This is a genomic window from Pseudomonas sp. CFBP13509 (assembly GCF_005233485.1).
GTDB classification, from domain to species: domain Bacteria; phylum Pseudomonadota; class Gammaproteobacteria; order Pseudomonadales; family Pseudomonadaceae; genus Aquipseudomonas; species Aquipseudomonas marginalis.
Genome location: NZ_QGAA01000031.1, coordinates 1 through 22,507, shown reverse-complemented (window position 1 = coordinate 22,507; position 22,507 = coordinate 1). Strand labels below are relative to the sequence as shown.

The 22,507-nt window shown below is 59.4% G+C and carries 21 protein-coding genes; 18 read left to right on the top strand and 3 right to left on the bottom strand.

The window, feature by feature from the left end; all coding sequences use genetic code 11:
* Positions 1 to 304 precede the first annotated feature (304 nt).
* The 11 genes from PspCFBP13509_RS30030 (at position 305) to PspCFBP13509_RS31455 (ending at position 13,660) form a co-directional block, all read left to right on the top strand.
* Positions 305 to 1,999, top strand: coding sequence for a ShlB/FhaC/HecB family hemolysin secretion/activation protein (locus tag PspCFBP13509_RS30030; protein WP_137213094.1), 1,695 nt, complete (start codon positions 305 to 307; stop codon positions 1,997 to 1,999).
* Positions 2,000 to 2,020: 21 nt separating this feature from the next.
* A complete protein-coding gene (locus PspCFBP13509_RS30025; protein WP_137213093.1) occupies positions 2,021 to 8,224 on the top strand; it encodes a two-partner secretion domain-containing protein in 6,204 nt (2,067 codons plus the stop codon).
* 9 nt (positions 8,225 to 8,233) lie between these two features.
* Complete coding sequence (locus PspCFBP13509_RS30020; protein ID WP_137213092.1) at positions 8,234 to 9,025, top strand: hypothetical protein; 792 nt, start codon at positions 8,234 to 8,236, stop codon at positions 9,023 to 9,025.
* A gap of 470 nt (positions 9,026 to 9,495) precedes the next feature.
* A complete protein-coding gene (locus PspCFBP13509_RS30015) occupies positions 9,496 to 9,855 on the top strand; it encodes a hypothetical protein (RefSeq protein ID WP_137213091.1) in 360 nt (119 codons plus the stop codon).
* An 87-nt stretch (positions 9,856 to 9,942) separates the two neighbouring features.
* Positions 9,943 to 10,239 carry a DNA/RNA non-specific endonuclease gene (locus PspCFBP13509_RS32325; protein WP_446730751.1) on the top strand — a complete coding sequence of 99 codons (297 nt, stop codon included), beginning with the start codon at positions 9,943 to 9,945 and terminating at the stop codon, positions 10,237 to 10,239.
* A 326-nt stretch (positions 10,240 to 10,565) separates the two neighbouring features.
* A complete protein-coding gene (locus PspCFBP13509_RS30005; protein WP_137213090.1) occupies positions 10,566 to 11,096 on the top strand; it encodes an SMI1/KNR4 family protein in 531 nt (176 codons plus the stop codon).
* A gap of 511 nt (positions 11,097 to 11,607) precedes the next feature.
* Positions 11,608 to 12,132: a hypothetical protein gene (locus PspCFBP13509_RS30000; RefSeq protein ID WP_027607552.1), complete on the top strand. Its 525-nt coding sequence runs from the start codon at positions 11,608 to 11,610 to the stop codon at positions 12,130 to 12,132.
* 93 nt (positions 12,133 to 12,225) lie between these two features.
* Complete coding sequence (locus PspCFBP13509_RS32055; protein WP_342636597.1) at positions 12,226 to 12,759, top strand: DUF4279 domain-containing protein; 534 nt, start codon at positions 12,226 to 12,228, stop codon at positions 12,757 to 12,759.
* Between the two features lie 22 nt (positions 12,760 to 12,781).
* The gene (locus PspCFBP13509_RS29990; protein WP_137213089.1) at positions 12,782 to 13,075 is read left to right on the top strand and encodes a TreTu family toxin; all 294 of its coding nucleotides are present in this window, start codon (positions 12,782 to 12,784) and stop codon (positions 13,073 to 13,075) included.
* 8 nt (positions 13,076 to 13,083) lie between these two features.
* Positions 13,084 to 13,371: a hypothetical protein gene (locus PspCFBP13509_RS29985; protein WP_137213088.1), complete on the top strand. Its 288-nt coding sequence runs from the start codon at positions 13,084 to 13,086 to the stop codon at positions 13,369 to 13,371.
* Positions 13,372 to 13,483: 112 nt separating this feature from the next.
* Entirely contained in the window at positions 13,484 to 13,660 is a 177-nt protein-coding gene (locus PspCFBP13509_RS31455) for a hypothetical protein (protein ID WP_162556797.1), read from the top strand.
* A 266-nt stretch (positions 13,661 to 13,926) separates the two neighbouring features.
* Here PspCFBP13509_RS31455 and PspCFBP13509_RS29980 read toward each other — a convergent pair whose 3' ends face one another.
* Positions 13,927 to 14,538 carry a type II secretion system protein GspJ gene (locus tag PspCFBP13509_RS29980; RefSeq protein ID WP_065926285.1) on the bottom strand — a complete coding sequence of 204 codons (612 nt, stop codon included), beginning with the start codon at positions 14,536 to 14,538 and terminating at the stop codon, positions 13,927 to 13,929.
* A complete protein-coding gene (gene gspH / locus PspCFBP13509_RS29975) occupies positions 14,535 to 14,984 on the bottom strand; it encodes a type II secretion system minor pseudopilin GspH (RefSeq protein WP_137213087.1) in 450 nt (149 codons plus the stop codon). The genes PspCFBP13509_RS29980 and gspH overlap by 4 nt, the downstream gene beginning before the upstream one ends.
* A 93-nt stretch (positions 14,985 to 15,077) precedes the next feature.
* Here gspH and PspCFBP13509_RS29970 point away from each other — a divergent pair, with 93 nt between their 5' ends.
* Complete coding sequence (locus PspCFBP13509_RS29970; protein ID WP_027607547.1) at positions 15,078 to 15,509, top strand: type II secretion system protein N; 432 nt, start codon at positions 15,078 to 15,080, stop codon at positions 15,507 to 15,509.
* Here the strand turns inward: PspCFBP13509_RS29970 and gspI are convergent.
* A complete protein-coding gene (gene gspI / locus PspCFBP13509_RS29965; RefSeq protein ID WP_065926283.1) occupies positions 15,496 to 15,861 on the bottom strand; it encodes a type II secretion system minor pseudopilin GspI in 366 nt (121 codons plus the stop codon). The genes PspCFBP13509_RS29970 and gspI overlap by 14 nt on opposite strands.
* A gap of 148 nt (positions 15,862 to 16,009) precedes the next feature.
* Between gspI and gspG the strand changes: the two genes are divergently transcribed.
* From gspG to PspCFBP13509_RS29935, 6 genes are all read left to right on the top strand, one after another.
* The gene (gene gspG, locus PspCFBP13509_RS29960) at positions 16,010 to 16,459 is read left to right on the top strand and encodes a type II secretion system major pseudopilin GspG (protein ID WP_049708805.1); all 450 of its coding nucleotides are present in this window, start codon (positions 16,010 to 16,012) and stop codon (positions 16,457 to 16,459) included.
* A gap of 8 nt (positions 16,460 to 16,467) precedes the next feature.
* The gene (gene gspK, locus PspCFBP13509_RS29955) at positions 16,468 to 17,346 is read left to right on the top strand and encodes a type II secretion system minor pseudopilin GspK (RefSeq protein WP_083221209.1); all 879 of its coding nucleotides are present in this window, start codon (positions 16,468 to 16,470) and stop codon (positions 17,344 to 17,346) included.
* On the top strand, positions 17,343 to 18,413 hold the full coding sequence (gene gspL, locus PspCFBP13509_RS29950; protein WP_137213086.1) for a type II secretion system protein GspL: 1,071 nt from the start codon (positions 17,343 to 17,345) through the stop codon (positions 18,411 to 18,413). Before gspK ends, gspL begins: the two co-directional genes overlap by 4 nt.
* Positions 18,406 to 18,918 (top strand): type II secretion system protein GspM, encoded by a 513-nt coding sequence (gene gspM, locus PspCFBP13509_RS29945; RefSeq protein ID WP_065926280.1) that lies wholly within the window; start codon positions 18,406 to 18,408, stop codon positions 18,916 to 18,918. Before gspL ends, gspM begins: the two co-directional genes overlap by 8 nt.
* Positions 18,915 to 21,239 (top strand): type II secretion system secretin GspD, encoded by a 2,325-nt coding sequence (gene gspD, locus PspCFBP13509_RS29940; RefSeq protein WP_137213085.1) that lies wholly within the window; start codon positions 18,915 to 18,917, stop codon positions 21,237 to 21,239. Before gspM ends, gspD begins: the two co-directional genes overlap by 4 nt.
* Positions 21,240 to 21,378: 139 nt before the next feature.
* The coding region (locus PspCFBP13509_RS29935; RefSeq protein WP_137213084.1) for an ATPase, T2SS/T4P/T4SS family at positions 21,379 to 22,507 on the top strand (1,129 nt) is incomplete at its 3' end.

Here is a 22,507-nt window from a genome sequence, read left to right as displayed (position 1 = left end):
TTCCCCTCTGACAGACCTCCTTTCTTATCTTCTCTGAATTTTCTCTTTTGTTTGTAGGGGAAGAGATTTTTAACGTATGAAAAAACCAGGAAACACGCTCTTCAAGTCTCACTGCCTATCCGATTTCTTCCTTCGACTTACATTGTTCGGAAGCCTCTGACAGTCCTCGAACGGCTGTGTGACAGGCAGGGCGACGACGTCAAAAACGCCGAACTTTTTGTAACTTTTCCTCTTTTCCTTAAGCGTTTCAGCCTCGGCAGCATGGGTGCTCTTTCCATTTGAGTACCTGTGTGAGGGTGAAGGGATGCCAGCTGTTTTCCGACCTGCGCTGCTGGGGATGGCGCTGCTTTCAGGTCCGCTTTATGCCGCGTCCACCGTGTCGCCCGGCGACCGTGAACTGGCCCGTGAGCGTCAGCAAAAAGTGTTGGAAGAACAGCGTCGCCGCCTTGAAGAGCTGCAACACCTGCCGGGCCAGATCACTGCACCAACCGCCCCCGCGCCGCTGGACGACGGCCAGTGCATCACCCTCACGCGCATCAATGTCGAAGGCGCTGCGTTGCTGTCGGCGGCCCAGCGGCAGGCGCTGCTGGAACCCTGGCAGGGGCGTTGCCTGGGGGTGCCTCAACTCAACGCAGCGCTCAAAAGTCTCACTGATCATTACCTGCATCGCGGCTACGTCACCACCCGCGCCTACCTGCCGCAGCAGGACCTGAAAAATGGCGAGCTGACCATCATTGTGGTGGAAGGACGCCTTGAAGGACTCGACAGCTCATCGCTGGCCAGCCCGCTGGAGTCCGCCATGACCTTCCCCGGCACCGTGGGTGAGGTGCTCGACCTGCGTGAGCTGGAGCAATGGGTGGATCAGCTGTCGCGCTTGCCCTCGCGCCAGCCGCAGCTTGAGGTCCTGCCGGGGCAGGCGGTGGGCGGCAGTCGCGTGACGCTTAAAGGCGAGCGCTTCAAACCCTGGCGCGTCTCGGCCAACCGTAACAACCATGGCGATACCAGCACCGGTCGCCAGCAGGCCGGTATCGGCCTGGACTGGGACAGCCCCCTGGGCCTGGCGGATCAGTTGAACCTGCGGGCCAACCGCGACACCGTCAGCGACCGCTGGCGCCATTCCCACAGCCAGAACCTGTTCTACAGCCTGCCGTATGGTTGGTGGACCTTCAATTTCAGCCACGGCCAAAGCTACTACCGCACGCGTAACGACCTCTCCGGGTTTGCCTTTGCGCTGTCAGGTGAAACCTCCAGCCAGCAGTTGCGCGCCGAACGCGTGCTGCACCGCGATAACCTGGGCAAGACGGCATTTAACCTGGGCCTGAGCCACCTGCGCACCCGCAACTACCTGGAAGACGCGTTGCTGCGCACCTCCAGCCATCGCATCACTGAGCGTCAACTGGGCTTCAACCATGGCCGCCGAATCGGCAATGCCTTTCTCAATCTCGATGCCGGTTGGCAACAGGGCATCGGTGCCCTGGACGCCCAGCGCGATCTCTCCAGGCAGCGCGGCGCGCCTACCTCGCGCTATCAGAGATACACCCTGACCCTCAGCTATTTGCAGTCCTTTCGCTGGCTGGGCCAGTACTGGAGTGTCGACAGCCTTGCTACCGGCCAACACGCCGAAGACGAACTCTATGGACCACAACGCCTGAGCGTCGGCGGCCTTGGTGCTGTGCGCGGGTTTCAGCAACAGAACCTGTCGGGCAACAGCGGCGGCTACTGGCGCAGCCAGGTGCGCTGGCGCCAACCGGTTGCCTGGGATGCGCTGCGCCCCTGGGTGCACGAAGTGGGCGTGGGCTTTGGCTACGACGTCGGTGTGATCAGCCGCGGCCCGCATAACCCCGGGGTCGCCGGGCGCCTTACCGGCCATGCCTGGGAGTTCAGCGCACGCGGCACTCACCTTGCGGCGTCACTGGTGCTCGCCCGTTCCCTGGAGCGCCCGGCCGTCGTTGAGCGCCGCGAACACCCGATCTACGCCCGAATCGAGCTGTTTTTCTAATAACAACAAGGAACCTTGCCTATGGACGTGCGCAGCCCGTTTAACCAGTGCCTGGCCCTGAGCCTGGCGGGAATTATCTTCCTCAACCCCATTGTTGCCGCCGCCGCAGAGCTGAGCGTGGACCCAGCCAGCCCTGGCACCAGCGTCGGCCATGCACCCAATGGCGTGCCGGTGGTGAATATCGCCGGGCCCAATGGCAGCGGGCTGTCCCATAACCTGTTCACCGACTACAACGTCGGCAGCCAGGGGCTGATCCTCAACAACGCCACCCAGGCCACGCAACACACCCAGCTGGGGGGTGTGATCCTCGGCAACCCAGGCCTGCAAGGGCGAGCCGCCAGCGTGATCCTCAACGAAGTCACCGGTGGCAACCGCAGCCACTTGGGTGGCTACACCGAGGTGGCCGGGCAGGCCGCGCGGGTGATCGTCGCCAATCCTCATGGCATCACCTGCAATGGCTGCGGATTTATCAATACGCCTCGCGCGACATTGACCACCGGCAAGCCAGTGATCGAGGGTGGGCGGCTGGATCACTTTCGCGTAGAGGGCGGCGATATTGCAGTGGAGGGCGCCGGGCTCAATGCACGCAATGTCAGCCAGTTCGACCTGATTACCCGTACGGCCAAGCTGAATGCGCAGTTGCATGCCGACCACCTCACCGTCATCACCGGCCGTAACGATGTCAGCGCCGACAGTTTGCAGGCCCACGCCCATGCCGAGGATGGCCGGGACAAACCGCAACTGGCCATCGACGCCAGCGCACTCGGCGGGATGTACGCCGGGACGATTCGCCTGGTGGGCACTGAACAGGGCGTAGGCGTAAGGCTGGCGGGCGATATGGCCAGCACCGCCGGCGACATTGTGATCAACGCCAATGGCGGCCTGAGCCTGTCCCATACCACCAGCGTCGGCGCACTCACTGCCAAGGCCGAGTCGATTGACTTGCAGGGCCCGACCTTTGCGATGGGGGATGTCGACCTGCAGGCCCAGGGTGACCTGGTGGTGCGGCAAACCCTGGCCAGTGCCGGGAATGTGAGCGTGGAAGGCACCTCGGTCAGCAACCAGGGCAAGGTTGTCAGCGGCATCCTGGAAGATCGGCGTATCGCGGGCAAACAGCTGGCCATCCAGGCCCAGCGCCTGGATAACCAGGGCGAACTCAACGCCAGTGGCCACTTGGAAATCACCAGCGGCAGCCTCGATAACAACGGCCGGATCGCCGCCGGCAGCGCCAGGGTCGACGCACGCCAGACCCTGAGAAACAACGGCCAGGTCGTCACCGCCCGCGAACTGGACATTGTCGCCCATCATGCCGTCAACCACGCCGGGACGATTCATGCCGAAGGCGATCTGAGCCTGGTCGCCGACACCGTCGACAACAGCGGCAAGATCGTGGGGGCGGGCAGTGAGCTGAGTATTGCGGCCGGCACGTTCACCAACGCTGGCGAACTGCTCGGCGACCACCGTCTGCAACTGCAGATCGATGGCGATCTGAAGAACACCGGCCTCATCGCCGCCAAAGGCGATGCCGTCATCAGCGCATCAAACCTCACCCAAGACCACGGCCAGATCCTCAGCGGTCAAGACATCCAACTGCGCGTGCGCGATGTACTGCACAACCTCGGCGTGCTCAGTGCAGCGCGGCATATGCAGATCAATGCCGCTCAGTTGAATAACCATGGGAGCGTCGGCAGCCAAGGTCATTTCCTGCTCACTGCCAACGTCTCCAACACCGGCCTGCTGTTCAGCGGCGGCGACCTGCACGTGCGCGGCGAGCATTTCAGCAACCTCGAAGGTGATCTCTACAGCGTCGGTGATTTCAGTTTCAGCGGCACGCGCTTCAGTAACCTCTCCGGCAGCGTGGAAACCGAAGGCAACCTGCACATCAACGCCCGCGAGTTCGAAAACGCCCGCACCCACCTTGCCCTCGAACGCGAACTGGTCGGCGGCAGCATCCAGTGGGTCTGCGGCCAGCACTGCGACGGCGACGACAGCTTCAAGCGCGGCACCATCTATATCAGCGAAACCTGGCGCGAAACCGCCGCGCCCAACTCCACCCAGGCCGCGCGACTGGTGGCCGGCAAACACCTGAGTATCGACGCGCATACCCTGGAAAACCGCTACAGCCTGCTCGCCGCCAATGGCGACATGCACCTCGCCGCCCACCGCCTTATCAACCAGGGCGCGGCCTCCCAGACCGGTACTTCCAGCACCATCATCGGCACCCCCGGGCGCATCGACAAAGCCCTGTGGGACCAGATGGAGTTCCACGACCTGCCGGCCTTCAACAACGCGCCGTTCGACCCGGTGCGCTTTGCCGAACTCAAGGCACGCTCGACAGGGGAGGGCTTCAGCAACCCCGGCACACTCACGACCTGGCGCGAGGATGGCCGCGCAGTCTATGCCGCCACCCTGCAAGCCGGCGGCAGCCTCAACCTGCAGGCCAGCGAGTACCTGCAAAACGGCACCCTGCGTGAAAACACCCTGGCGCAACTGACGGGCGAAACAGGCCACAACCCCAACGACCTCGAACTGAGCCCTGATCGCCTCAGCGAAGACCTGACCCAACCGCCGGAATTCCAACTGCCCAGCGGTGAATACGGGCTGTTTATCCCCAGCAGGAATCCGGGCGGCCCCTACCTGATTGAAACCAATCCCCTCTTCACCCACCTTGCCAGCTTTCTCAGTTCCCAGTACCTGCTCGACAAGATCGGCTACAACAACGACGAAGCCTGGCGGCGCCTGGGGGACGGCTATTACGAAAGCCGCCTGATCCGTGACGCCGTGCTGGCGAAGACCGGCCAACGCTTTCTCGCCGGGCTGGAGAGCGACGAGGAACAGTTCCGCTACCTGATGGACAACGGCCTCAGCGCCCGCGACAGCCTGCAACTGAGTGTCGGCGTCGGCCTCACCGCGCAGCAGGTGGCGGCCCTGACCCACGACATCGTGTGGATGGAAAAACGCCAGGTGCAGGGCGAAGACGTGCTGGTGCCGGTGCTGTACCTGGCAACGGTCGATGCCCATAACCTGCGGGGCGGCAGCCTGGTGCAAGGCCGGGATGTCAACCTGGTCAGCGGTGGCGATATCGTCAGCGTGGGCACCTTGAAAGCCTCGCAGGATCTGACCGCTATCAGCGATGGCAGCCTGCTCAATGGCGGCACGATCAGCGCCGGTGACCGCATCAGCCTGCTGGCCAGCGACAGTATCCGCAATGCGATGGCCGGTGAGATCCGTGGCAGTCACATCGATCTCACCAGCGTGAGCGGCGACATCCTCAACGAACGCACCGCCCACGCCAGGCATCAGGGCGACGGCACCCTCGTCACCCATCTCGACACCGCCAGCCGGATCAGTGCCGGACAGCAACTCACGCTCAATGCCGGTCGTGACATCACCAACCGTGGTGATATCAACAGCGCTGGCGATGCCAGCCTGAGTGCGGGGCGCGACATCAACCTCATCGCCGTCACCGACACCCAACAGGTCCGCACCACGGAAAACGGCGGCCACCGCGTCACCCAACACAGCCGCACTGAACAGCTCGGCGCCAACCTCAACGCCGCCGGTAACCTGAGCCTGCACGCCGGGCGCGACATCACGCTATTGGCCAGCCAGGCCAACGCCGGCAAAGACCTGACCGTCGCCGCCGGTGGCAACCTCCACCTATTGGCCGCCGCCAACGAAACCGATCATGAGGTCAACAGCAAACGCGACGGCGCCAGGGTCCATGAGCAAACCACCCAGGTCCGCCACGTGGGCAGCCAGCTCACTGCCGGCGGCACCCTTACCGCCAGTGCGGGGCAAGACATCGTGCTGCACGCCAGCCAGGTTCGCAGCGGCAAGGATGCGTATCTGGTGGCCGGTGGGCAGTTGCAGCTGCTGAGTGCCAATGACAGCGACTACAGCCTGTATGACTACAAGAAAAAAGGCAGCTTCGGCGCACTCAAGACCCAACGCGACGAAGTCACCGACCTGCGCGCGGTGGGCAGCCAGGTCACCACTGGCGGCAACCTCAACCTGATCAGCGGCGGTGACCAGCTTTATCAAGGGGCCAGGCTGGAAAGCGCTGCGGACATCGCCATCACCAGTGGTGGAGCGGTGACCTTCGAAGCGGTGAAGGACCTGCATCAGGAGAGCCACGAGAAGACCAACAACAACGCATTCTGGGTGTCATCCAAGGGCAAGGGCAGCACTGACGAAACGCTGCGCCAGAGTCAGCTGGTTGCCGGGGGCGCCATTGCGATCAAAGCCGTCGACGGTTTGAAGATCGACATCAAGCAGGTCAACCAGCAGAGCGTCACCCAGTCCATCGATGCGATGGTCAAGGCCGACCCGCAATTGGCTTGGCTCAAGGACGCAGAGCAACGCGGGGACGTGGACTGGCGTCAGGTCAGGGAAGTCCACGACAGCTTCAAGTACAGCCACTCCGGGCTGGGCCCCGCCTCGCAAATGATCATTGCCATCGTGATGTCGGCAGTCATCGGGCCCATGGCGGCGGCTGCCGCGGGGGGCGGCGTAGGCGGCGCCATGGTCGGTGCAGTAGCCACCGGCGCGTCGACCAATGCCGGCGTCAGCGTGGTCAATAACCGGGGCAATCTCGGTGCGGTTCTCAAGGATGTGACGGCGTCCGATGCCATCAAGGGCTATGGGATTTCGGCGATCACTGCGGGGCTGACGGTGGGCCATTTCGATCGATGGACCGGCACCCACACCCAGACCGACATAGGCAAAATTGTTACATCCGGCTCGCTGGGCACCTGGAGCGGTGTCGGCCAGTTCGCAGCCAACCAGGCGCTGCAGAACGGCACCTCTGTGTTGCTGAACAAAGCCCTGGGGCAGGGCGGCAGTGTCAGTGACGCGCTGAAAAATGCCTTGTTCAACACCTTGGCGGCCGCCAGCTTCAACCTGGTCGGGGATTACACGAAAAACCTCCTGGTGGACGGCTCGGCCCCGAAGGTGGTGATTCACGCCATGGTCGGTGGGTTGCTGGCAGAAGCCACCGGCGGCGACTTCAAAACCGGCGCATTGGCTGCGGCGGCGAGCGAAGCGCTGGTTGGCCACCTGGATGACTTGGTCAAGGGCAACGACAACCTGCTCACCATGAGCTCGCAGATCGTCGGCGTGCTCGCGGCTGCGGCGCAGAGCGATACGGACGCAGCCAAGCTGGAGACCGGCAGTTGGGTGGCGAAGAACGCCACGCAATACAACTACCTGTCACACAACCAACTGGAGCGAGCCGCCAAGCAGATAACGCGATGCACCGACGCCTCCTGCATCGAAGACGCGACGCGCAAATTCATAGAACTGAGCCTGCAGCAGGACATTGACGCGATAGTCAGCTGCCAGGCCGACCCCGACTCTTGCGCCGCACGCTCCATGGAAGTCGCCAACACCCAGGCGAACCTCAACGCCATCCGCGATATCGCTGACGACGCCTCGCCTGAGGCCCGGGCAGCAGTACAGAACCTCATCAACGGCAACTACGAATTCCAGGAAATGTTAGCGACCGCCACGACCGAGCACTCGGTGGGTGCGATGGTCGATTCGCTCAAGGCGAAATGGGAACTGAGCGACGCTCAGGCGCAGGACATTGCGGACAATTTGAAGATCGCGCTGGCGGTTGGGGTGGGGACAGCGGCGGGGGTGGTGGCTTATAGGCGGGCTGTGGCGCGTGGTACAAAAGTCTCGCAGGGCCTGACAGGTGACACCGGCGCCGCTTTACCTCGAGTGAGCAACGGTGTTCCACTTGATCCGCGTCTACCTGATCCAGTGGCTGGCCTGGAGTACACGCCAAAAACGCTGAGTTCCTCCAATCCTAACATTGCTAACTCCCAGGTTAACGGCTATGTCGGCGAGTTGAAATTGGCAAATGATGTTGCCGCCTTGCCCAATCAAACGGTAGTCCGGTACGGCGATGCTATAGGTACGCGCGGCGCAGATCTGGTGTCTGTCAACTCAGCTACAGGTGAAGTCACTTTGTGGGATAACAAGTATCGTAGCAGTGCTCAAAGTGTGCCATCTTCTCCAACGTTTACGCCTGGTTCGAATGCGCTGGATGGAGCAGTTTCCAACGCGCAGACAGCAATCAGAAATTCAAATTTGCCGGATTCAGTAAAGCAGCAAGCCATTCAAAATTTGAGAGATGGTAATTTCAATGCCAATACAGTGGGCTCGGGTGCTGCGAAAAATTCAACACCTGTTAGGTTTTGCGGAAATAACCCTTGTTGAGGATAATTCATGCTCTTTGACCCAGTCAAAACCAGATTTAATGGTTTCAGTGAGGCAATGCTTAAATGGCAATTGGATACGCAGTATGATCCAAAACGGCCAATGGGGAATGTTGCCAAGTCTGATTTGTCCGATGTGATTTCAGCATGGCTAGTTGGCCTCCAAGGCGAGATTGCACCGGTACTTCCCCGCTCTCTGCAATGGATAGATAAGGCCATAGAAAACGACGAGGAATTCGGGCCAGACATTAATGCTCACAGGACAATATTGCACTGGGCAAAAGCTCTGGGTGAATGGATGGAAACGGGCTGGAATTCTGAAGGCGAATGGGGCGCGGCCCGTGTGTATGAGGAAGCTCGCTGGCGTTACGAAAAACGCCCTTGGTCAACGCATCATATTGTCAAAACTGGCCTGGATGACTACATGGCTTTTGCATATCAGAGCGGCGAACACGACGAAGGCTTTGAGGCAGGTATTGAGATGTATCAACGTTGGAGTGGCAAAAGAGAAATATTGCTATCCAGCACTTTGAAGCCCCGAGACTTTGGCTATGCTTTGTGCCTTCATCGAACGGCCCGTCAGGAGTTTAATGAAGACGAACTTTTTAAAGCTGGTAGAAAAATGCTTCAGGCCAATTTGCAAAAAACTTGGTTGGGCGGTGGGCAATATATTCGTGCAGCTACGTGGCTCAAGATTGTCTACTGGCACAACGATGAAGCTCTGACACCGTTACAAACTGTTTTGAAAGCATACGAAAACATGCCTAAAGTACCTCGGCCGGATTTTGTTTCAATAGTATGATCTTTTTGTAATGTCGAATCGATTTGGGGCAAAAGCGACAGGTGGTGCCGGTGAAAGTGCAGGCGCCATGCGCCGATTGGACTATGAAGGTGCTCCCTACCACGGAAAAGTCGAGAATGCAGTTAATGGTCGAGCTCCGGTTAATGGTCAAGAAGCGCTAGATTTTTCGATTCAAGTTAAACGGAGTCTGACCCCGAGTGATCTCAGATGATTGCCAGTTTTGAGACTGGGGGTTATCCATCAACACCTGTAGGAAAATTGGTTGGTACGCAATCTACGATGCCGGATGGTTCGCGTGTCCGTGTCATGCAAGCAGATAGCCGTAGTCCTCAGAGGGCTTCGTTTGAAAATGCTAATGGTGGGCCAATAGATCCAACAACGTGCAAGCCACCACAGCCACCGAAAGGTATTTCTAAAATCGAAAGAAAACAGTGGATTAGAGAAAGAACGCATATTGAGCAGGTGGACTAATGTTTGATTTTTTAAAGCTTGTCATGTCATTTTCCTCACTTCGTATTAATAGTATTGAGTGGGATGGTGATTTTTTGAACGTTTCTGGAGACGGTTGGAGCTTTAGCAGTAGTAGTGCCTGGAGGGTGTCTAAGGATGACGACATGTTGTTTGCATGTAGGGATGATCAGGCAAGTGTGCGTATTAAAGAGTTGGTAGGTCTTTCAGTTGGAAGTGTTTCGTGGATCGCCCAGAATCAGCCCGTAGATCCATCTCTTGCACTTTCTGATGGTAGAAGGCTTGATGTATTTTGCTCTTCTGTTTGCGAGCCTTGGGTAATGACTCTTCCGAATAATATTGTTTATGTTGGGAATTCATAAAGTGCAAAAGGAACAGGGCAAGCTTTACGGGAAGTTGAGATTGTTTCTGGCAGTAAAGGTGCGTGGAATAAAGAGTTGAATAAGTCTGTGCCGAATACCGTATATAAGGTCTATGTGAATAAAAACTTCCCAACAGATGGCTTGAGCCACGTTGAGAGGGTCGAGTCAAATCTTTCATTAATAAAATATGATCGGAGTACATATCAGCAATGTGTGGCAGGCAAGTGCGGCGTCAGTGGGGGCGAGGGTGGGCACTTGATTGTTAGTATGTTCAACGGACCTTGGGAGAGATTGAACCTTCTTCCCATGAATGGGAACTTAAATGAAGATACTTGGAAATCTATGGTGAATGCATGGGCGTTCGAACTTAAAGGCGGTAAATAGGTTGGCGTGAAAATTCTTGATTATTGCAAATTAGTGCGATTTAAAGAAAATTAATGCCAGTCAGAGCAACTTAGAGTAACTCAGTGCAACTTCTCTCGGGTGTGGGGTCAGCACGTTTTTGTTGAGGCACGTTACCGACTGTTTACAAACGAGCTGCGCCATTCGTAACCAATCGACCGGACCAGTGGTGAAACAGTAAGCTATAGTGCTGTGCCCATTTATACAGGTACAAACCCAATGCCAACCGGTGTAATGTTGTCTGCTCGTGGGGCAGGCGGTTTTACTCTTGATGTATAAATTCCGAACGTGAGTGGAGTTAAGTAAGAATGATAAATAAACTGATTGCTCTCCTTTCACCACCCTCTCAGCGAATCTTTGATAATGCGGTTTGGGCGACCTTTGAATCTGAGGGAGGTCTGCGATTACCATCTGATTTTAAACAGTTCATATCAATTTACGGATGTGGAGCAGTAGACGATTTCGTATGGGTGTTAGATCCATTTTCAGAAAACTCAAATTTGAATTTTGACAAAAGCCAATATTTTATAGATGCGTACGCTTTAATGAGGCAGGAATTTTTATCGGACTATCCAAGACCAGATTACCCTGCGGAAGGCTCTTTTCTTCCTTGGGCGGTAACGGATAATGGAGAAACTTTTGTTTGGTTGGTTGATGGGGAGCCAGACTCATGGAAAGTTGCTATTCATAGCTCGGATCAGGGGGAAGAGGAAATCTACAACTTCGGCTGTGTTGAGTTTATTTTAAAGCTGCTTAGCAGAGATATTTCGTCAAAAATTCTACCTGGTCAGTTTCCTCCTGTTGATCTAGATAAACATTTTTTTACAGCTGCTGATTAGATGCAAAAGGAACTGCGAGCGGCTTGCCGTCTGGTGAAACGAAATTAGTCGATAACGGTACACCAGCGGCTGATGATGCGAGTTTTACAGCAACATCCACATTAGGATGGACGAACATCTCGAGTGACGCTCGCGCGGTGGTCCGGGACGTCGAGTACTATTCAGGTGTGCCGATGCCCTCTAATCAGCGCACGCAACTTGCAGATGAGTTGCGTCAGGTGGATCACACTTATGTCGCACCCAGAAGCGACTATCAAGCCTTACAGCGTGAATACAATAGCCAGCGAAATAATCTCAAGCGTGAGTGGGAGTTGAATACTGGCTTGATATGGCCGAAGACGGAGAGTGGTGTGGATTTCCAAGCGCACCTTGTGATACCACAGCAGTATGGTGGACCTAACCAATGGTGGAATTTGCATCCGGTGCCGGGTGGAAGTGCTCACCAAGGTGGCGTTCATGCCCCAGCAAGTCCAACAACTACAGCATTTCCGCAGAACCCTCCGAGGCGACCATGACCATGTACGAAAAATTAGAAGCCTTCAATGCACTCGCATGCGTGCTATTAGAGCGTCTGACCCCTGTTTCTTCTGGTGACGTGAGTGGGATGCGACAGCAGTGGCCAGCGGCTCCCGATGATTACTTTACTTTTATGCAGGAGCGGGGGCATGGTGAGATAAAGGAGGACGACTGCGCGCTGTCGCTTTTGACTATTCAACCCATATTGTGTCCGGCGGCAGACTACTTTGGTGATGATGGGTTTTATAAAGACGGACCCTATGAATCGGGTGCTAAGGGCGAGGTGTGGCTGTTCGGCTGGGATAGCACCGGGACTGCTTTCGGTTTCGACAGTGGAGACAGCTGGCGATTGTTGGAAATCGACAATATGCGTTGGATAACGCGACTTGACTTGTCGTTTCGTCAGTTCGTCGAAGGGTTGTTGGTTTGTTATCCGCAGCGGCCGATAAGCTTTGCGAATGGAGTTTGGCGCGACTCGGGAGATGTTTCTTACACCCTGTCGGAGCTTCGTTGGTTGTAATGGTGGCTATGAGCTAACCGGTGACTGGAGGCGAGTAGCTATTAAGGGAGAAGCTGTAGATGGAGTTGTGGAATATTAGTTGGTCAAAAAGCCATGGATGGAGCAGTTCTTCTAAAGTTTGCATGGAGTCGACTTCTAGGAGGTGGCGAAAAATTAATATACTCCTCGAAAAATATTACGTTCGTTAAAGGTAGACGAGGCCTGATCCCAAGTGGTCCTAAGAGGTTAATTGCCATGGATAAAAAGTCTAGAATAACTCTTGTTTCGCCAGAGTTTGAGACGTGTGCCGAATGCTATGTAAAATTAATGATATATCCTGGGGGTATGAGTCTGGAAAAAATCACTCGCCTTATGACGGTTGTGCTGATTTCAGTTAATGTTGTGGGGAGTAGTGTTACTAATAGTCGTGGAGTAACAAGGAGAGTGAAAGAATCAGGTTGGTTTGTATCTATTGAGGGATGTTTTCTTTCAAAAGATATTAGAGAACATGTGGATTGGTTGGTAAAAAACACTCCCCATCGAGAGTCGTTGAGACTGATTCAGCAGTCGAATGGCGTTAAGGTTACATTAAGGTGTGTCTGGTTTTCCTCGCTGGGCCATAGTGGTCCCGTCCTCTGGTCGGAGTAAATGAGGGCCTTGGCGGATTTGGATGCCTCCTGATGAGCTGGTGCAGATGCAAAATACAAATAAAGTGGTGCAAGGCGCTGGAGGACAAACCTTTGTTTCGACTAATGGCATCTCCGACCTTAAAGAAGCTGCACCCAGAGGCTCTGTCTATGTTGAGTTTGATTTTCCAGCTAACAGCTTGCTTCAGGGCGGGAAAGATGGCTGGTTTAAAATGATTGGCCCTGATGAAGGTAAGTCTCAGCAGTTCTTGCTTAATAAACAGGGCGGCGAGCATCTTCCGACGGTCAAGAACATTGAAATTCTAGATAAGAAGTGAGAAGTCTTATGGATGGCTCCTGGTTTAATGAAAGCGTAAAACCACTTTTGAAGGGGTTTTCTCTAGAGTGCTCATTATTTGCTGATGGGGATTTTGGTAACCTTGAAAGGATAGAGCTGGAAGGTTTTAACAAGCTAGGAACTGTCGAATTTTGGTCTAAAGGTTGGGTGGGTATTGATATATATGACTGTGCTCTTGATGAGCAGGTTATGAATGTGTTGCTTTCTCCAGAAGAGGAAGAATCTGTTTCTCAGGCATTTGAGAGTTTTGTAAGAATATTGACGCAAGATAGTTGATGGTGCAAAAGGCGCAGTAACGGCTCTAGAGACAACCAGTCCTGTTGTCGTGACTGGGAAGTGCGCAATTGATAAGGTACAAAGTTACGAGGGGGCTCTTCGAGACGTATAGATGGCCCATCTGTTTCACGCTGTCATATATCACGGTGATATTGACGGCTGGAGAAAGGATATTAAAGCCGGTGCCGAAGGCCTCGGGTTGCTGCTGGCTCGAATCGAAGGTAATCAATTTGTTATTACCGATGGCCGCTCCATTCCTCTTTCAGAGTGCAAAATAGAGTTCTCTTAAACTTGCTCCACTGACACCGGCCTTGCGTCGGTGTTTTTGCACCCTACCTGCACACTTTATGCAGTTAAGTGGGGGGTAAACGGGGTCTGACCGAGTGATCTCCAGATCACCCAACAGGTGTTCCAACGCTAATCTCAGAGACAAAGTTGACTCAAGGCGCAGGAAGATATAACTATGTCGTTCTTCAGGATGGTCAGTTAGTGAACCGACTGCTCTGCAATGGCTTGCGCTCGACAACTAGCATGAGAAGCGCGAGTGGGGGACGGCTATCTCAATGGCCCCACCACCTGCCGATACTTCTCCACCCCCTGCGGCGTCTCCCGCACCAAACTGATCTCCAGCCCCAACGGATCCTCACGCCGATTCCCGCTCAACTGCCGCCAGCCCTTATCCGCCTCCCACACCCGCACCTGCAGGTCACGGACCCCGCTCAACACCACCACGCCATCCTTCGCCGCCGGCAGCGGATAGCGATCCCGCGCGGGTGCCGCAGCGCGATACAAACTGTCGCCCTTGAGCCACCAGCGCACCCGTTGCAGGCCATCGCCGGCGATGGGTGCGCTGCGAATGATGTCCAGCCGAAAGCCTTTGCTGTCGGAACTGCGCACGGTGACCGCCGCCGGTCCATCGAGCTTTTCTGCACTGTTCTTTGAGGGCTCCGGGGTGTTCAGTTCGACGCTGGCGCGCAGGCTGATGTCGCGCTGCAGTTGGTTGAGGGCGCGCAGCAGCACTTCGGTCTGTTCGCTGCTCGCCTGCAGGTGCTGGTCGGCGCGGGTGACGCTGTCCAGCCCGCGCCAGGCGATTACGCTGACCACGGCCATGAGCATGATCGCGACCATCACTTCGATCAGGGTGAAGCCTTGTTCGGAGCGCTTCATGGCTGGCTCACAACGCGCATCAAGCCGGCGGTGTCGCGTTGCAGGCTGAGGCTGTGTTGGCCGTCGGACAGCACGATGCGCACGGGTGGGTTGATCCATTCGGCGTCGAGCACCAGGGTTTGCCGGGGTTCGATATCGATGTGCATCGGCGTGCTTTCCCACAGGCGCGGACGCAGTTGGGTGTCGCCCTGGAACGCTTCGACGCCGCTGCCATCGGTGCGGCGGTTGAAGCGAAAGCCCTTGGCGTCGGCGCGCCAGGTGATCGGGCGGCCGTCCGCGCGGGCTTCGGCCTGGGCCACTTGCAGCAGTTGGCTCAGGCGCTCGGCGTCCTTGCGCAGCAGGTGCAGCGGGTCGGGCTTGATGGTCAGGCTGATGGCGGCGCTGGCGATGCCGATGATCACCAGCACCACCATCAACTCGATCAGGGTGAAGCCTTGCTGTTTCATCGGTAGGCCCCTCGAAAGCTGGTGAGCTTGTGAAATAAAAACGTGCGAATTGGCCTGTAGGCTGGTGCCATGGACAAACAGGAGGTCCTTCCCATGGCATTTACCCTGCGTTTCTCACCGGCCCACGGTGTACAGATCGTGGCGTTGCTGGCGGCATTGGCCGGTGTGGCGGTCTGGACGCCGCTGTTGCTGACGTCCGCCGAGTCCCATACGCCCCAGGCCGCGCCCCAGGTGCTGGCGGCGCGCAGCGATAATCCGGCGCTGCAATGGTTTTCCAATGCGCCGGCGGCGTTGCAGGTCAAGGTCTCTGGGGTGCTGGCCGGGGCGCGCGGTGCGGTGGCGATCCTCAGTCTCAACGACGGCCCGCCGCGCAGTTTCCTGCTGGGCGAGCGCCTCAGCCCCGGCGTGCGGCTTACGGCCATCGAGGGCGACGGAGTCGAGATCGAGCGCGGCGGCGAGAAGCTGCGCGTCAACCTCGACAAATTGCCCGATGGGCCGGCCTTGCCGCGGCTCACTCGGCCCTGACCTGTGTCTCCACGCGGGCCAGCGGCGGCGCCTCGTGGCTGGCGTCGAGCACCTGCACGTTGACTTGAAACAGGCGGCCATCGCGGCTGATGGTCTGCTCGCACCGCAGCTTCAAGCGCCCCTGGTCACAGCTGAAGGTCTTTGTGCCGTCGCGCAAATGCCCTTCCAGGCGCAACTCCGCCAGGCGACTCTGCGCCGCCAGCAACCCCATGGATTTGTCCCGCAGCAGGCCGTTGCCCTGGGTCATCAACCCGGCCACGCGGATGGCAGCAGCCATCGCCACAGCGATAATCGCCAGCGCCACCAGCACCTCGATCAGGGTAAAACCTTGCTCCTTGCGACGGCCGTACATGGGGTTCTCAAAGCCGGGAAACAGGCCCGCAGACTAGCGCCGGCAGTTGACCGATTGGCGACCGAAACTCCCGAGGATTTTCAATACGACTGACATGTGTTCTTGCAACACTGCGCCACGAAATGTACCCAAGCCAAGGAATGTCGAGATGGATATCGCGCGCCTAACATCCCCATTGCCAGGCCCTCGCGGCCAGCGTGGCTTCACCTTGATCGAGATCATGGTGGTGGTGGTCATCCTCGGGATCCTCGCGGCGATGGTGGTGCCCAAGGTCCTCGATCGCCCGGACCAGGCGCGGGCCACCGCCGCGAAACAGGACATCGGCGGGTTGATGCAGGCGTTGAAGCTGTATCGCCTCGACCACGGCACTTACCCGAGCATGAACCAGGGCCTGAAAGTGCTGGTGGAACGCCCGGCGGATGCCAAGAACAATAACTGGCGCGCCTACCTCGAGCGTTTGCCCAACGACCCTTGGGGCCACCCTTACCACTACCTCAATCCGGGCGCCAACGGTGAGGTCGATGTGTTCTCCCTGGGCGCCGATGGCCAACCGGATGGCGATGGCGTCAATGCCGATATCGGCTCCTGGCAGTTGTAAGGCGCGCCATGAAAGGGTATTCGCCCCCAGCGGCGAAGCAGCGCGGCATGGCGATTATCAGTGCCTTGCTGATCGCGGCGGTGGTGGCGGTGATCGCCGGCGGCATGCTCACGCGCCAGACCGTATTCACCCGCAGCCTGGAAGCCGAACAGTCGCGCGTGCAGGGCCAATGGCTGTTGCTCGGTGGTCTTGAACGCAGCCGGCAGATGCTCTGGGAAGCCCGCCAGAAGGACGTGCTGACCCGCCTTGACCAACCTTGGGCGCGGGCCCAGGCCGGCGTGTTCGAGGGGCGGATAGACGATGAACAGGGCAAGTTCAACCTGCGCAACCTGGTTAACCGCCAGCAGCCCGACGCCGAGCAATTGCAGAGCTTCGAGCGCCTGTGCCGCACCCTGGGCGTGGCCCCGGCCGTGAGCCGGCGCATCAGCCAGCGGGTGATTGCTTCCTATGAACAGAACGGGCAGCCCGCCAAATACCCGATGCTGCGCAGCCTCGACGACCTCAGTGGCCTCGAAGGCCTGACCCCGGAGGTGTTGCAGCGCCTGCAGGCGTACGTCAGCGTGCTGCCCGGCAATACCTGGGTCAACGGCAACACTGCCAGCGCCGAAGTGCTCAGCGCGGTGGTGCCGCAGCTCAGCCTGTCCCAGGCCCACGGGCTGGTGGCCGAGCGCGACAACGGGCATTGGTTTATCAACCGTGGGGATTTCGTCAACCGTCTGCACTTGCCCCAGGTGGAGTTGGAAGCGGTGCAAGTGGGCATTACCAGCGAGTGGTTTCGCCTCCAGGGCCAGGCGCGACGCGAGCGCCGGCGGGTGACAATCGACGCGTTGCTGCACCGCCCCGAAGACCGTGAGCCCAAGGTGATCTGGTCGCGGGTGGGCGTATGAAACGCTTGCGCATTGCCTTGCCGCCGCTGGATCAGGTCAGTGCTGAAAGCCAGGTGAAATTTGCCTGGATCGAGCGTGGCGTGGTGGTGTCCGAGGGGCAGGAAAGCCTGGCGCAATTGGGCAAGAGCCGGCAGGCGGTGGACTGCTTTCTGCACCCGCATGACAGCCTGCTCACCAGCCTGGAGCTGCCGCCATTGCCCGCAGCAAAAAACCAGGCGGCGGTGGCCTGTGCGGCCCAGGCGCTGATCCTCGGGCCGGTGGAACAAATGCACGTGGCCCACGGCCCGCGCGAAAGCGATGGGCGCGTGCAGGTGGGCTGGGTGCCCAAGGCCGGGCTGGAGCGACTGGGCCAGGTCTTGGCCCAGGTGCAGCTCAAGCTGCGCGGCCTGTACCCGGCGCCCTATGCGTTGCCGGTGGGGGCGGCGGCGTTGGACGACGGCTATCTGTTGACCCGCGACAGCCTGCAACAGGGCGCTGTGCACCCGCTGGGGTTGCAGGCGCTCGACGTGCCGCTGGTGGCGGAGGCGCAGCGTTGGAGCGGCGCGGTGCCTGGCTGGGGCTTGCATGCTCGCCTCGGTCAAGCCTCCGGTGCCGGATGGGTCAGGGCGCTGGCTTGTGTGGCGCTGGCCGCTGCCATCTGGACCGTCGGCCTCAACCTGTATGCCGCGCGCCAGGTCGACGAAGGCCAACGGCTCAAAGCGTTGATGAACCAACAGGTGCGCCAGGCGTTTCCTGAATTACCGGTGGTGCTCAACCCTTTGCAGCAGGCCCGTCAACAGTTGGCCGCACGTCAGAGCGGCGCGACTGCCGATTCGGGCCAACGCTTCAGCAGCCTGCTGCAACTGGCAGGCAGCAACCTGCCCTTTATGGTGGGCAGCGTCGATAACCTGAACTTTGAGCAGGGCACCTTGCACCTGGCGTTACTCGCCGACAGCCGCAACCCGGCGGCCGAGGGTGAGTGGCAGGCCGCGTTGGCCCAGGCCGGTTTTGCGGCCACGCGCGATGAGCAGGGCTGGAGCATCGGCCCGGCGCCGGCCACGGAAAAACCGGAGGCCGGCGATGAATAGGTGGCTGCGCCTGCGCACCCAGGCCCAGGTGTTCTGGAGCGGCCTGGCCCTGCGCGAGAAACGCCTGCTGATCGGCGCCGGGCTGGTGTTGGCAAGCCTGCTGACCTGGCTGGTGCTGGTGCAGCCGGCGTTGAAAAAGATCGACTACTGGCAGGCCGAAACCCCCAGGCTGCGCGCCCAGGCCGAAGCCTTGCAGGTGCTGTTGCAGGACGTCGCCGCGCCGCGCCAGGCCGACGAAGCCGCGTTGCGCCAGGCCCTGGACAGTGCCGGCCTGCAAGGGCATTACCAGGTGCAGGCGCTGGACGCCGGCGGTTGGCGCCTGACCTTCGACAACGCCCCGGCCGACGCCGTGGTGGCCTGGCTGCTGGGCAATGCCCGTTCATTTTCCCTGGAGGTGTCCGAGGCGCGTTTGCAACGTGCTGCGGATGCCGTCGATAACTCGGCCGGCACTGTGTCCGGGACCGTTCGCATGGATCAGGCGCCTGGCGCTAAGGAAGCTTCATGAAGTGGTCAGTCCTCCCTTTTCGCAAGGCCGCGCCGTTGCTGTTGCTGGCCTTGAGTGCGTGCAGCAGCCCGTCAACCACGCCGTTACTGGTGGACAGTGAGCTTGGCCAACCCCTGGCCGATACCCGGCGCAGCGGCGATACCCTGCTGGATCGCCAGCGCGACGAAGCACCGAAACCGCGGGTCCAGCACCCGGTGACCAACAGCGTCCGTGGCCAGGCCCCGGCGCCGGTCAAGGCGCGCAACCCGCTGGGTGACCAGCCGGTGCAGCTCAATTTCGTCGATGCCGATATCCAGGCGGTGGTGCGTGCGCTGTCCCGTGCCACCGGCCAGCAGTTCCTGGTGGACCCTCGGGTAAAGGGCAAGCTCACCCTGGTCAGCGAAGGCCAGGTGCCGGCCCATCAGGCCTACGACATGCTGCTGGCGGCGCTGCGCATGCAGGGTTTCAGTGTGGTGGATGTGGGCGGCGTGGCCCAGGTGGTGCCGGAGGCCGATGCCAAGTTGCTCGGCGGGCCGATCTACAGTGCCGGCAGCAGTGGCATGCAGACGCGCACCTTCCGCCTGCAATACGAAAATGCGGTGAACCTGATCCCGGTGCTGCGTCCCATCGTGTCGCCGAACAACCCGATCAACGCCTACCCCGGCAACAACAGCATCGTCATCACTGACTATGCGGAAAACCTTGCGCGGGTCGCCCAGATCATCAGCGGCATCGACACCCCCAGCGCCATCGATACCGATGTGGTGCAGATTCAGAACGGCATTGCCGTGGACATCGCCGCCATGGTTTCCGAGCTGCTGGAAACCCAGGGCGCCGACCAGACCCAGAAGATCAACGTGGTCGGTGACCCGCGCTCCAATTCGATCATCATCCGTTCCGGCAGCCCCGAACGTACGGAGCTCGCGCGCAACCTCATCTACAAGCTCGACAATGCCCAGAGCAACCCCAGCAATATGCACGTGGTGTACCTGCGCAACGCCCAGGCGGGCAAGCTGGCCCAGTCGCTGCGCGGGCTGCTCACCGGCGAGAGTGATTCCGGGGTGAGCGACGATGCGCGTGGCAAGCTCAGTGCCATGGGCGGCAATAGCAAGAACAGCCAGGGCACGAGCAACGCCCAGAACAGCAGCGGCACGCCCACCGGCAGTGGCGTGCAGTCGGGCTATGGGCAAGCCACCGGTTCCAGCACCGGTACCAGTACCGGCAATACCGCCAACGAGCAGGACACCGCGTTCAGCGCCGGCGGCGTGACCATCCAGGCCGACGCCACCACCAACACCCTGCTGATCTCCGCGCCGGACCCGCTGTACCGCAACCTGCGGGAAGTGATCGACATGCTTGACCAGCGCCGCGCCCAGGTGGTGATCGAAAGCCTGATCGTGGAAGTGGGCGAGGACGATGCCACCGAGTTCGGTGTGCAATGGCAGGCCGGCAACCTGGCGGGCAAAGGTGGCTTTGGTGGTGTTAACCTGGGTGGCAGCGGCGTGAACGGCACGCCCGCCAGTCCCACCAGCATCGACGTACTGCCCAAGGGCCTGAATATCGGCGTGGTCAACGGCACCGTGGATATTCCGGGGATCGGCAAGGTGCTCGACCTCAAGGTGCTGGCCCGTGCCTTGAAGAGCAAGGGCGGCACCAATGTGCTGTCGACGCCGAACCTGCTGACCCTGGACAACGAAGCGGCGAGCATTTTCGTGGGGCAGACCATTCCATTCGTCACCGGCAGTTATGTGACCGGTGGCGGCGGCACCAGCAATAACCCGTTCCAGACCGTGCAGCGCGAAGAGGTGGGGCTCAAGCTGAATGTACGCCCGCAGATCTCCGAAGGTGGCACGGTGAAGCTGGATATCTACCAGGAGGTCAGCACCGTGGACACACGGGCGTCGGTGTCGGCGGGCACGGTGACCAACAAGCGCGCGATCGATACCAGCATCCTGCTCGACGACGGGCAGATCATGGTGCTGGGCGGGCTGTTGCAGGACGGCTACAGCCAGAGCAATGACGCGGTGCCGTGGCTCTCGGATATTCCGGGGTTGGGGGCGTTGTTTCGCAATGAGAAGCGCAGTGTGAGCAAGACCAACCTGATGGTGTTTTTGCGGCCTTACATTATTCGCGACAGTGGCGCGGGGCGTAGCATTACCTTGAACCGCTATGAATTCATGCGTCGTGCCCAGGGTGGGTTGCAGCCGGAGCACAGCTGGGCGATGCCGGATGTGCAGGCGCCGCAATTGCCGGCGGTGGAGAAGGCTATTCCGGGCGGGCAGCAGCAGGGGCCGAGGGCGGTGATTCGCGCGGTGCCGGTTTCTGGAAATGCACGGCCATGAGTTCGAGTGGAGATCTAAATGTGGGAGGGGGCTTGCTCCCGATAGCGGTGGGTCAGTTTCAAATTGGCTGGCTGACACACCCTCATCGGGAGCAAGCCCCCTCCCACATTTGGACCGCGCTCGGTCAAGAGGATGTCTCGTGAGCCTGCTCCCCTACGCCTGGGCCAAATGCCAACGCATCCTCCTGCGTCCCGGCGACGACGGCATGCTGCTGACCGTCTGCCCCTCCACCCCCGGTTGGTCGATCAGCGAAGTGCGGCGCCAGTTCGGCCAGTCGCGGGTTGAGCAGGTACGCGACGATGAACTCGACGGCCTTCTCGCCAGTGCTTATGCCGATACGGGCAGCGCCGCCGCCGTGGTGGGCGCGGCAGAGAACGAGGTCGACCTCGACCGCCTGATGCAGGACATGCCCGAGATCACCGACCTGCTCGACACCCAGGATGGCGCGCCGGTGATTCGTATGATCAACGCCTTGCTCACACAGGCCGCGCGGGACGAGGCCAGTGATATCCATATCGAGCCCTATGAAACCCACTCCGTGGTGCGTTACCGCGTCGACGGCACCCTGCGTGACGTGGTGTCGCCGCGTAAGGCATTGCATGGCGCACTGGTGTCGCGGATCAAGATCATGGCCCAGCTCGACATCGCCGAAAAACGCCTGCCCCAGGATGGCCGTATCGCCCTGCGCGTGGCCGGGCGGCCGATTGATATTCGCGTGTCGACGGTGCCCACCGGGCATGGCGAGCGGGTGGTGATGCGCCTGCTCGACAAGCAGGCCGGGCGTTTGCAACTGGAGACCCTGGGCATGGAGCCGCAGTTGCTGGCGCGCCTCGACACCTTGATCCGCCAGCCCCACGGCATTGTGCTGGTCACCGGGCCCACGGGCAGCGGCAAGACCACCAGCCTGTACGCGGCGTTGGCACGGCTGGATGCGAGCACCAGCAATATCCTCACCGTGGAAGACCCGGTGGAATACGACCTGCCGGGCATCAGCCAGATCCAGGTCAATGCCAAGATCGACATGACCTTCGGCCTGGCGCTGCGGGCGATCCTGCGTCAGGACCCGGACATCATCATGATCGGTGAAATCCGCGACCTGGAGACCGCGCAAATCGCGGTGCAGGCCTCGCTCACCGGGCACCTGGTGCTGGCGACCCTGCACACCAACGATGCTGTGTCGGCGGTCAACCGCCTGATCGATATGGGCGTCGAGCCGTTCCTGCTGGCCTCGTCACTGCTGGGCGTGCTGGCGCAACGCCTGGTCCGCC